The 11943-nt window shown below is 31.4% G+C and carries 9 protein-coding genes; 6 read left to right on the forward strand and 3 right to left on the reverse strand.

Translation table 11 applies throughout. The features are described 5' to 3' along the window. Window positions 1-195: 195 nt before the first annotated feature. Complete coding sequence (locus OA93_RS01510; protein ID WP_039111352.1) at window positions 196-1644, forward strand: glyceraldehyde-3-phosphate dehydrogenase; 1449 nt, start codon at window positions 196-198, stop codon at window positions 1642-1644. A gap of 248 nt (window positions 1645-1892) precedes the next feature. Here OA93_RS01510 and OA93_RS01515 read toward each other — a convergent pair whose 3' ends face one another. Then, a complete protein-coding gene (locus OA93_RS01515) occupies window positions 1893-2354 on the reverse strand; it encodes an Lrp/AsnC family transcriptional regulator (RefSeq protein WP_039111354.1) in 462 nt (153 codons plus the stop codon). 201 nt (window positions 2355-2555) lie between these two features. Between OA93_RS01515 and ald the strand changes: the two genes are divergently transcribed. Then, window positions 2556-3671: an alanine dehydrogenase gene (ald, locus tag OA93_RS01520; protein WP_039111355.1), complete on the forward strand. Its 1116-nt coding sequence runs from the start codon at window positions 2556-2558 to the stop codon at window positions 3669-3671. Window positions 3672-3975: 304 nt separating this feature from the next. On the opposite strand, the gene OA93_RS01525 is transcribed toward ald, so the two are convergent. Further along, entirely contained in the window at window positions 3976-5385 is a 1410-nt protein-coding gene (locus OA93_RS01525; RefSeq protein WP_039111357.1) for an amino acid permease, read from the reverse strand. Window positions 5386-5818: 433 nt separating this feature from the next. Between OA93_RS01525 and OA93_RS01530 the strand changes: the two genes are divergently transcribed. From OA93_RS01530 to OA93_RS01540, 3 genes are all read left to right on the forward strand, one after another. Then, window positions 5819-6919, forward strand: a complete 1101-nt coding sequence (locus OA93_RS01530; protein WP_052259337.1) for a glycosyltransferase family 9 protein — start codon at window positions 5819-5821, stop codon at window positions 6917-6919. A gap of 92 nt (window positions 6920-7011) precedes the next feature. After that, the gene (locus tag OA93_RS01535) at window positions 7012-8502 is read left to right on the forward strand and encodes a serine hydrolase (RefSeq protein ID WP_039111358.1); all 1491 of its coding nucleotides are present in this window, start codon (window positions 7012-7014) and stop codon (window positions 8500-8502) included. A 74-nt stretch (window positions 8503-8576) separates the two neighbouring features. Next, on the forward strand, window positions 8577-8942 hold the full coding sequence (locus tag OA93_RS01540; protein ID WP_039111359.1) for a DUF1801 domain-containing protein: 366 nt from the start codon (window positions 8577-8579) through the stop codon (window positions 8940-8942). 64 nt (window positions 8943-9006) lie between these two features. On the opposite strand, the gene OA93_RS01545 is transcribed toward OA93_RS01540, so the two are convergent. Beyond that, window positions 9007-10215 (reverse strand): peptidoglycan endopeptidase, encoded by a 1209-nt coding sequence (locus OA93_RS01545; RefSeq protein ID WP_039111360.1) that lies wholly within the window; start codon window positions 10213-10215, stop codon window positions 9007-9009. Window positions 10216-10458: 243 nt separating this feature from the next. Between OA93_RS01545 and OA93_RS01550 the strand changes: the two genes are divergently transcribed. Continuing rightward, the gene (locus tag OA93_RS01550) at window positions 10459-11838 is read left to right on the forward strand and encodes a carboxypeptidase-like regulatory domain-containing protein (protein ID WP_039111362.1); all 1380 of its coding nucleotides are present in this window, start codon (window positions 10459-10461) and stop codon (window positions 11836-11838) included. Window positions 11839-11943 lie beyond the last annotated feature (105 nt).

Consider the following 11943-nt stretch of genomic DNA (forward strand, 5'->3'; position numbering starts at 1 on the left):
GGCTTTTTTATTTCCTTCTGATATAGAATTTATTTTTTTGTTTTAGGAGAAGCCAATTTTCATTTTATTGGAAGAAAATTTATTTTCACCCGTTTCCAAAATAAATCATAAAATAGTTTACGAAATCGATTGAAATGGGTACTTTTGCGCCAAATTTAAAAAAACAAGCAGTTTTATTTTTACAAATTTTCAACTATGAGCAAAAAATCTTTGTACCAAAAAGAAGTATCATTTCAAGTCGACAGACGAAAAGCCGGAGTAGAATTGATTAAAATCATAAGCGATTTATGGTATGATAAATCTATCGAAATGGTTTTATTCAAAAATCAATTACTAGATAAGAATGTAAGCGACATTATTAATTTACATCAATACGCTGGAGAATTTGTAGGTAAACCAATTACTATTTTTGACTCTGTTGAAATTGCGAGAGTTGTTTTATCTTTAAAATTACCTCCTTCCAAAATTGATATTGGAAAACTAACTTATGAATATCGTTTGGAGGATGAAAAATATCCAGATGCTCGCCATTTTGTAATCGAAAAACTAAAAGAAGCTAAATCATCTGAAGAAATTCAACCTAAAGATGTTGTTCTTTATGGCTTTGGCCGAATTGGTCGCTTATTGGCCAGAGAATTAATGTCTAAAACAGGAAAAGGAAATCAGTTGAGATTAAGAGCAATTGTTATTCGTGATAAAAGCGAACTAGCAAATCTTGAAAAAAGAGCATCTTTATTAAGATATGACTCTATTCATGGAGATTTTCAAGGTTCTGTGGTTGCTGACCCAAAGAATAATGCTCTTTTGATAAATGGAACTACGGTACATATTATTTCGGCAAATTCTCCCGAAGAAATAGATTATACGCTATATGGCATTAATGATGCTCTAGTTATAGATAACACTGGTGCTTTTACAACTCAGGAAGCATTAAGCAGGCACTTAGCTTCTAAAGGGGTTAGCAAAGTTTTACTTACTGCACCTGGAAAAGGAGTTCCTAATATTGTACACGGAGTAAATCATAACGAATACAATCCCGATGAAAATGATATTTTCTCGGCAGCTTCTTGTACTACAAATGCTATAACGCCTGTTTTAAAAGCAATTGAAGATACACTAGGTGTTGTAAAAGGACACTTAGAAACTATACATGCATATACTAATGATCAGAATCTGGTTGATAATATGCACAAAAAATACCGTCGTGGCAGAGCTGCTGCATTAAATATGGTAATTACTGAAACTGGTGCAGGAAGTGCTGTTGCAAAAGCATTACCATCGCTTGAAGGGAAATTAACATCAAATGCAATACGTGTTCCTGTTCCTAACGGTTCTCTTGTTGTATTAAATCTTGATGTTAAAAAAGCAACTTCGATTGCTGGAATTAACAAAATAATGAAAAAATATGCCCTTGAAGGCGAATTAGTAGAACAGATAAAATATTCTTTGAATACAGAATTGGTTTCTTCTGACATAATCGGTACTTCGGCACCATCAATTTATGATAGTAATGCTACAATAGTTTCCAAAGACGGAAAAAGCATTGTATTATATATCTGGTACGATAATGAATATGGCTATAGTCACCAGGTTATTCGATTAGCAAAATATATTGCGAAAGTAAGACGTTTTACTTACTACTAGCATATACACCAACCAAACCAACTTTTTCTCAAAACCATCAAGTTCTCTTGGTGGTTTTTACTTTTAAATCAACCAGTTGAGTTTTTTTTTACCATATAAGTGATTTAAGTTCATTTAAGCTTTATACAGATAGTCACACTTATATTTACTTAAATCACTTACATGGTGAACTTTTTATTACACTAATAATTTTATGTAATTGAACTTATAACTCGATCAATTTCAATTCACAACAGTTGTACTTCACATTATATTATTGGTAAAACTGTCGTACTCTTTACTTCGGACATTACAAAGACAGTATTGATTAAAGAAACTTCGGGCAAAATTGATAATTTTTTTTGATGAAAATGATGATACGTTTCCATATCTGGAATGATAATTTTAAGCATGTAATCAAAATTTCCTGATACATAATTACATTCTACAACTTCGGGTAAATTCAAAATAGATTGATTAAACCCTTCCGACGTATCATATGTCTGTTTTGTGAGCGTTACCTGGCAATAAACCGTAAGATTATTCCCTAATTTTTTCTTGTTCAAAATAGACACATATTTCTCAATAACTCCCTCTCTCTCAAGTCGTTTGACTCTATCATGAACAGGCGTAAGAGACAAATTTATTTTGTTTGCAATGTCTTTTAAGGTATAATGCGCATCTTCTTGTAAAAGGCGTAGGATTTTTTTGTCAGTTTCGTCTAAAATCATGGTAAAAAGTGGTTTAAAAATTATTACAAATCAGTCATTTTTTCTTTTTATAGACGATAAAAGCTTATTAAAAAGAATATTTTTTGGTAAAAATATTAAATAAAAACAATATTTTCTTTATTATACTCATAATATCGATAATATATTCTCTATATGTAGCTTTGTAAAACAAAATTAACAAAAACAAAAAAAATATAAAAAATGATAATAGGTGTTCCAAAAGAAATCAAGAATAACGAAAACCGTGTAGCTGTTACACCAGCTGGAGTTTCGGAAATGAAAAAACACGGACATGTTGTTTACGTTCAAGCAACTGCCGGTTTAGGAAGTGGATTTAGCGATGAGGAGTATACTAATGCTGGTGCTCAGGTATTAGCAACTATTGAAGAGGTATATGCTATAGCTGAAATGATTATTAAAGTTAAAGAACCTATTGCATCTGAATATGATTTAATCAAAAAAGATCAATTATTATTTACATACTTTCACTTTGCTTCATCAGAGCCGTTAACACACGCAATGATCGAAAAAGGAGCTGTATGTTTAGCTTACGAAACTGTTGAAAAAGCTGACCGTAGTTTACCATTATTAGTTCCAATGTCAGAAGTTGCTGGACGTATGTCTATTCAACAAGGAGCTAAATATCTTGAGAAACCATTAAAAGGAAGAGGAATTCTTTTAGGTGGTGTTCCAGGTGTTCCTCCTGCTAAAGTATTAGTACTTGGTGGTGGAATCGTTGGTACTCAAGCTGCAAAAATGGCTGCTGGTTTAGGAGCTCAAGTTACTATTATGGATGTAAGCTTAGCACGTCTTCGTCATTTAGATGATATTATGCCTGCAAACGTAAACACTCAAATGTCAAACCACTATAACATTACAAAAGCAATCGCTGATGCAGATTTAGTAGTTGGAGCAGTATTAATTCCGGGAGCAAAAGCACCTCACTTAGTTACTCGTGATATGCTTAAACTAATGCGTCCAGGAACTGTTGTTGTAGACGTTGCTGTTGATCAAGGTGGATGTATCGAAACATGTACACCAACAACTCACGAAAACCCAACTTTCATTATCGATGATATTGTACACTACTGTGTGGCTAATATGCCTGGAGCTGTACCTTACACATCTACACTTGCTTTAACAAACGCTACTTTACCTTACGCTTTACAATTAGCAAACAAAGGATGGGAAAAAGCTTGTGCTGAAAACGAAGAATTGAAAAAAGGATTGAATATTGCTAATGGAAAAATCCTTTACAAAGGAGTTGCAGAAGCTTGGAATCTTCCTTTCAACGAAGAATTAGTGTTAGCAAAATAATTGCTAGCATTATATAAGTGCTTACTACACTAGAAAAACCCGTCTTTAGGACGGGTTTTCTGTTTTTATATATTCATTATTCTTGCCACTGATTAACAGCTTTCTTAATCTTCTATTCTATCTAACTCTTTGCGAAAGGAACGCGGATGATACAGATTTACAAAAGTAAAAAACGCGGATAAAAACGGATTTTTTAAAATAATAGATAAAAAATCCGTTTAATCCGCGTTCCTCTATAGACAATCTAAGTTAGCAACTATTCTCTTTTAGCCACTAATTAATGGCTTTCTTTAAATTATGCCGCTTATTCTTTCGGTTTAGTCAAATAGTAAACAGGAATTCCTGTTAGCATAATTAAAACGCCCCAACCACAAGTAGAAAATTTAGTAAGCAATAAACAAATACAAATTGCCGATGCTACTACAATATATAGGAATGGCAGAAATGGATATCCGAAAGCTTTATAAGGTCTCTCGGCATCTGGCATTTTCTTACGCAGAATAAAAATACCATAAATAGTCAAAATGTAAAAAATCAGAACAATGATAATAACAAAGTCTAATAAATCCCCATATTTCCCTGTCAAACATAAAGCCGAAGCCCAAACACATTGTGCCCATAATGCCCAAGCCGGAACACTAGACTCATTTAATATCGCTGCTTTCTTAAAAAACAAACCATCTTTTGCCATTGTATAATATACCCTTGCTCCAGCCATTATTAGCCCATTATTACAAGCAAAAGTCGAAATCATAATCATAATTGCAATGATTAACGTTCCGATATTACCAAAAATATATTGTGATGCTACTACCGCTACCCTATCAGATTTTGCTGTAGCAATTTCATCAAAGGGTACTACTGCCAAGTACATCAGGTTTGTTAAAACATAAATAATCGTAACTATAAAAGTTCCCAAGAATAGACTAAACCCTACATTACGTTTCGGATTTTTAATTTCGCCCGCAATAAAAGTTACTCCATTCCAAGCATCACTAGAAAATAAAGAACCAACCATAGCTGCCGAAATACCTGTAAGCAATGCTGTACCTCCTATTGGAAACCAAGATTTAGTATCTGCATCAAAAGCACGCGTAGACCAACCATCTACCCAATTAGCATCCCAAATAGAAGCTTTTGCTCCAAGTGTTAACCCGAAAACGATTAATCCTAAAAGTGATAAAATTTTGATAATAGTTAAAACCGTTTGTAGAATTTTACTGTTTTTAACCCCACGGCTATTTATATACGTTAATAAAATAATCGTAACAATAGAAACCAATTGAGCTGCATTTAAGTCGAAAGAACCTATCTCAAAAAGAATATTTTCATCACTTAAAGGTTCATAGAGATAAGCCGCAAATTTGGCAAAAGCGACACCTACAGCAGCAATTGTACCCGTTTGGATTACTGCAAAAAAGCTCCATCCATACAAAAACGCTATCAACTTATTGTAAGCTTCTTTTAAGTAAACATACTGCCCACCAGCTTTTGGAAACATGGCACTTAATTCTCCATAACTTACTGCTGCAATAACTGTAATTAATCCTGAGATTAGCCATATTAAGATTAGCCAACCCGCAGAACCTACTTGTCGGGCAATATCGGCACTTACAATAAATATTCCTGAACCAATCATAGACCCTACCACAAGCATGGTTCCGTCTAGCAATCCGAGTTCTCTTTTAAAATCTTCTGGTTTGTTTTCTTGCATTTTTTTTGGTTTTTGGTTGGTTAAAGATATACTTTTTTTATAAATTTTGGTTTTTAGATGGCTGATTTTAGATTATATAGCAGTTGTCATTTTTACTTTCAGTCGTGTTATCAAACGAAACGGAGTCACAACTCTTCTCACTATGTCATAAGACCTAAAAACCTAATTATAAGTTAACTAAGACTTAACCATCAATCCTTTTAAAAAAACCAATTTTGATTCATCATATAAAAAAAACAGAAAATTATGTAATCAGCTTATAAATGATTTTGCTAACTTTACTTAAAGCAGCAAACATAATAACCTCATTTAGTTATTATTACAACAAGACTCATAATAAGTTTTAACAATTTGCTTTTAATTCTTTCTGTTTTTTTGAGTTGCCATTTATTCTTTTTTAACTGAAGTAAGCTTAATAAATAATATTTACACTATGAAAATCTTAAAAAACATAAACGTAGTAAGACGAAAGTTAATGCATAGCTTAACTAAAAACATTGGCCACTCTACAAATGCGAATAAAAAACATTTAACCATTAAACCTGAGATTAAAAGAGTTTTAATTTCACGTCCAAATGCCCGATTAGGGAACTTATTATTAATTACACCTTTATTAGAAGAAGTCATTACTACATTTCCGGGATGCAAAATAGACTTATTTGTAAAAGGCAATCTAGCGCCTATATTATTCGAAAACTACGACAATGTCGATAAGATAATTGAGCTACCTAAAAAGCCTTTTAAGAACTTACTTCAATATATTAAGGTATGGATATCGCTTAGAAAACAACAATATGATATTGCAATTAATGTTGATAAAAATTCTTCATCTGGAAGACTTTCGGTTAAATTTTCAAATTCAAAATTCAAATTCTTCGGAGATTCTACAGTCGAAGATATTCAATCAAAATATCTTGATTATGAACATATTGCAAAATATCCTGTATACAATTTCAGAAGTTATTTAAGCGAACTAGGCTTTAACCCAAATAACAAGTCAATCGCTGCATTAAATCTTAAATTGAGTAATTCTGAAATCATTGAAGGAAAAAAAATACTAGACAAATTAGTCAATAACGATAAAAAAACGATTTGCATTTATACTTATGCAACTGGCGACAAATGTTATTCTGAATCATGGTGGGGGAAGTTTTATAAAAGGCTAAAAACTCAATATCCTAATCATAATATTATTGAAATTTTACCTATTGAAAATGTCTCGCAAATTGGCTTTAAAGCCACACATTTTTACAGTAAAGACATACGTGAAATTGGCGCATTAATCGCAAATACTGAAGCTTTTATTGGTGCTGATTCTGGAATCATGCATTTAGCAAGCTCTGTACAAACTCCTACAGTTGGTTTATTCTCGATTACTGAGCAAAAAAAATATGAGCCATATTATAATCATAGCATAGCTATAGATACTAATAAAACTTCTATTCTTAAATCTACAAAAATCATAGCATACATGATTAGTCATAACTTATCACTTCGAGTTACAACTACTTCAACAATTATAGCATTATACTAAACAAAGTGATGATTTTTAGTAACTTTATTAAATTTTAGTCGTCTATTATTAATGAACGCTTAAAATATAATAACCAAAAATCATCAACCATCATGGAAAAAAAATCAAATAGCTCTTTATTAAAAGTGCTCATTTTTAGTCTTGCTTTTCAATTAATTTTAGTTAATGTATGTATTGGCCAAACTTCCAAGGCCGATAAAATTAATGAATTGCTAAGCTTATATTCTAAATACAACCAGTTTAACGGAACTGCTCTTGTAACTGAAAACGGAAAGGTTATCTATAAAAAAGGTTTTGGATTAGCCAATATGGAATGGAAAATCCCTAATGAACCCAACACAAAGTTTAGATTAGGCTCTATTACCAAACAATTCACAGCATTATTAATTCTTCAATTGGTGGAGCAAGGAAAGCTTAAATTAGATGTTCCAATTTCTACCTATCTTCCTGATTATTCCAAAACCAATGGTGATAAAATTACCATTCATCAATTACTCACTCATACATCTGGAATACCTAATTATACTTCATTCCCTAATTTTTTCTCTGATATTAGTCGTAATCCCTATACACCAGAAGCTTTTGTAAAAACATTTGCCGATTTACCTCTTCAATTCAAGCCTGGAGAAAAATTTGCCTATAGCAACTCTGGCTATTTTCTATTGGGTTATATCATAGAGAAAATTACAGGAAAAACGTATGAGCAGTGTTTACAAGAAAAGATTTTTACCCCACTTAACATGAATAATTCTGGCTATGACCATCACGATGTGATTTTAGCTAATAGAGCCACTGGATACGAAAGAAAAGAGAAAGGCAGTTCTGACTATGTAAATTCAAGTTACATTGATATGTCTCTTCCTTATGCTGCAGGATCTCTATATTCTACCGTAGAGGATTTATACTTATGGGATCAGGCTCTTTATACTGAAAAATTATTATCGGCTAAATACAAAGAATTATTATTTAACAAATACATAAATACAAGGTTCTCTGCAACATCCTATTATGGATACGGGTGGTTTATTGAAGAAGCCAACATTGACAAAACAGATAAGAAAGTACAAATTATTGAACATGGTGGTGGAATAAATGGTTTCAACACTCTAATCTCCCGTATTCCATCATCCAACGATTTAATTGTATTACTAAACAATACCGGAGGAACTGGTCTTAATCAAATATCTGAAGCGATACGAGCAATTTTATACGATATGCCATATGATGTTGCCAAAAGGTCTACCGCTTATACTCTATTTGGTATTATTAAATCTCAAGGATTAGAAACTGGATTGAAGAAATTTGAAGAGTTCAAAAAATCTGATGAATACGCTATTAAGGAAAGTGAAATAAACGATGTTGGTTATCAATTACTACAATCAGGAAAAACAAAAGAATCCATAGCCGTTTTTAAAATAAATGTTGATACCTTTCCTAAATCAGGAAATGCATATGATAGTTTAGGCGAGGCTTATTTAAAAGATGGAGATAAAAAACTTGCCATTGTAAACTATAAAAAATCATTACAGTTTGACACAAAAAATGAAAATGCAAAGAAAGTATTAGACGAAATCTCTAAATAACAACTTTGATAAACTCAATCAAAACTGCCGCAATTTGACAAAATTGCGGTTTTGGTTTTATAAAATTAAAAGCTATGATAACTTCAAAACCTAAAACTATTGATGAATATATTGCTGGTTTTCCTGAAACTATTCAGGCAGTATTAGAACAAGTGCGCCAAACAATTAAAAAGGCTGCTCCAAATGCCGAAGAGAAAATAAGTTACGCTATCCCTACTTTTACGCTTAATGGTAACTTAGTGCATTTTGCAGCTTTCAAAAACCATATTGGCTTTTATGCGTTGCCTTCGGGAAACGAAGCTTTTCAAGAAGAACTTTCTGCTTATAAATCAGGAAAGGGCTCTATTCAGTTTCCATTAGACAAACCTATGCCTTTGGATTTAATAACGAAGATTGTAAATTTTCGAGTAAAAGAAAATTTAGAAAAAATAAAGAAGTAAAAATTATTTAACTGAGTAAGTCTAAAAGCTTAAACTTATATTACGTTTTTAGAATTAAAGAAATTTATTCTAAAACACGATTAACTTGAGTGAAGTTTCTTCCGTAGTATGCTTCTTTTGTTGAAGAAACAATTACACCACCATGTACAGATGAGTGAACAAATTTAATTTCCCCATCTAATACCTCAACCACCATTCCTACATGGTTTATCTGACGTCTTCCGTTGGTTTTAAAGAAAATCAAATCTCCTTTTTGCGCATCTTCCGAAGCAATTTTAACTCCAATACGAGATTGCTCAATAGAACTTCTAGGTAACTTAATATCAAAACTTCCAAATGTAGTTACCATTAATCCTGAACAATCAAAACCTGCTCTCGAAGTTCCTCCTGAACGATACCGAACTCCTATGTTCTCTGTAGCGTTTAATACCAATTGATTTAACAAATCTGAGTCATGGGTAAACTTTACATTATTTGTCGTTGCAGTATCTTTAATTGCTGTTGTCGCTACTGCTGTTGCAGTATCTGCTCCCTCTTGTACTCCTTCTTTCTTTACATATGTTTTTGAAGGATTTATTTTAAGAACATAACCTACTGGTAATTTTCCTTTTATAAATGGATTTTGCCTTTCTAGTTCTTTAACTGTAAGTCCGTATTCTTTAGCAATTGCATATTTAGTTTCTTTAGGCAAAACTTCACGAACAATTTCGGTTTCTACAGGTTTTTCGATTATCTCTAGCTCAGGTGTAGTAACAATCGTAGTAGCAGCTATTGCAGTTTCTTTTATAATTGGTTTAGCGTTACCCGGAATTATAATTTGTTGTCCTATTTTAAGCCCTTCACTTTCTAATTTTGGATTGGCTTTTTTTAATTCCTCGACTGTAAGTTGGTATTGTTTTGAAATTCCGTACAATGTTTCTTTTGCTAGAATTTCATGAGTAGTAGTTTCCTGATTACTCGTTGTAGTATTCGAATTGTCTGAATTGCTTTTATTACTTGCAATTACTTCTTTTTCTTTTGTCTTCGCTTTTGTTGCTTTATCTTTATTGGCAACATTTTTCTCTGAACTTGGAATTAGTAAAATTGAATTTAGTTTTAATAATTTACCCGCATTAGGATTTAAATCAAGAATCTCCTTTACTTTTACATGATATTTTTTGGCTATAACACTAACATTCTCCCCTTTAGAAATTTTATGCTTAATATATTTTTCCTGTGAAAAAACATTAAAACTAAAAAAAAATAACGCTAATATCAGTCCAAAACTTTTCATTCTTATTCAAATTACATTCGCAGATTACATTTAATTCATTTAAAAAAAATCAAAAAACAACAATCCAATTACTTAAAAAGCTAATTTAACTTATTAAACTAAAAATTGCTATTTTTTAACAACTCTTTATATTCAAATTAACAAATTCCGCATAAAAAATAATCATTCTATATTAATTCAATTATTTTTCTTGAAAAAATAATACTACTTTTAAACAAAGAATAACTGACAAAAATAATATCCTTGAAAAAACTAATTCTGATTTTTGTATTTTTTCCTACATTATTGATTGCTCAAAATATAAAAGGTAATGTAATTTCCCAGAAAGACAATCTTCCGGTTGAAAACACCAATGTATTTGCATTGTCTAGTAAAGTTGGAACTATAACTGATGAAAATGGTGAATTTTATTTAAAAGTTTTTCCTGAATTTAAAGAGGATGAGACATTACAATTTTCTCACATTGGTTACATCACTAAAAATGTTTCCTTAAGCTATCTGGCAAAAAATAACTACAAAGTTTTTCTTGAAGAAGAGGCACAAAATTTATCAGGTGTTACAATTGTTGCCAATACTAAACTGAAAACAAAACTTGCTTTTACAGAAATAACTAATTTAAAACATCCTGTTTTTTCATTTGGATCTTTTTTAAAAGACGATAAAATTTATATTAGTGGCGGTGACGCTTATCCCGAAATCGATCATATGGCCAAAGTGCGGGCAAAAATAGCCGATCCTACCTTTCAGGATTTTTTTAATGAAGGAATAACAACAACAAAACGACATTATAAAAAGTATCTTTCTATTTACAATATCAAAACCAACTCTTGGGAATTTCCAGATTTAAAACTACAGGTTAGAGCGTATCATAACATTCATTTCTATAACAATTTGATTTATATTTTGGGCGGAAAAAAAATGTTCGTAAATAAAATAAGTAGTTGGGAATATTTACAAGATCAAATTGAAGTTTTAGATTTTGAAAAACTCACCATTAAAGTCGACAAAACAAATCCACATCAGGCTGCTGACTTTGCTTCTTTTACTTATAAAGATAATATTATTGTAATGGGAGGTTCTATAAAAGCAACTGAAAGTGGTGTGAAAGATTTTTCAAACAAAGTACATTTGTATAATATTACTTCCGGATATTGGTATGAACTTACGAGTATGCCAACGGCAGAAGAAACTACCGGAATACTGATAGACGATAAAATTTATCTTATTGGCGGAAACAACGGAAAACCAATATCTAAAATAGAAACCTTTGATTTAGTAACAGAAAAATGGCTAACTGAAGGTGAACTATTTTCGGGATTAGAAAGACCTGCTATTACTTACAATGACGATATTATTTATTTTTTTGAGGATGAAAAAATGTACACTTACAATTTTAAATTAAAAGTATTAAAAGAATACGAAATCAACCTCCCTCTGAAGTATTCAGCTATGTATTATAACAATAATAAATTATACATTTTGGGCGGACGTATTGACAATAGTTATTCTAAAATCCCTTCTGCAAAAATTTTTAGCATAGATTTAGATGAATTTAAATTAACAAATCCGAATAAGATTAAAAACTTATCTCAAGAAACAACTCTAGCAAAAATACAGGGTTAGTTTTAATATCAGAGTTATTATCTGCGAAATTATAATACTTAACAGGTAAAAATCTTTATACTAAATTTCTTTTTTAAATAGATTTCCTAGCCCAGATAAAAGCGG

This window comes from Flavobacterium sp. KMS, assembly GCF_000813005.1.
GTDB lineage: Bacteria > Bacteroidota > Bacteroidia > Flavobacteriales > Flavobacteriaceae > Flavobacterium.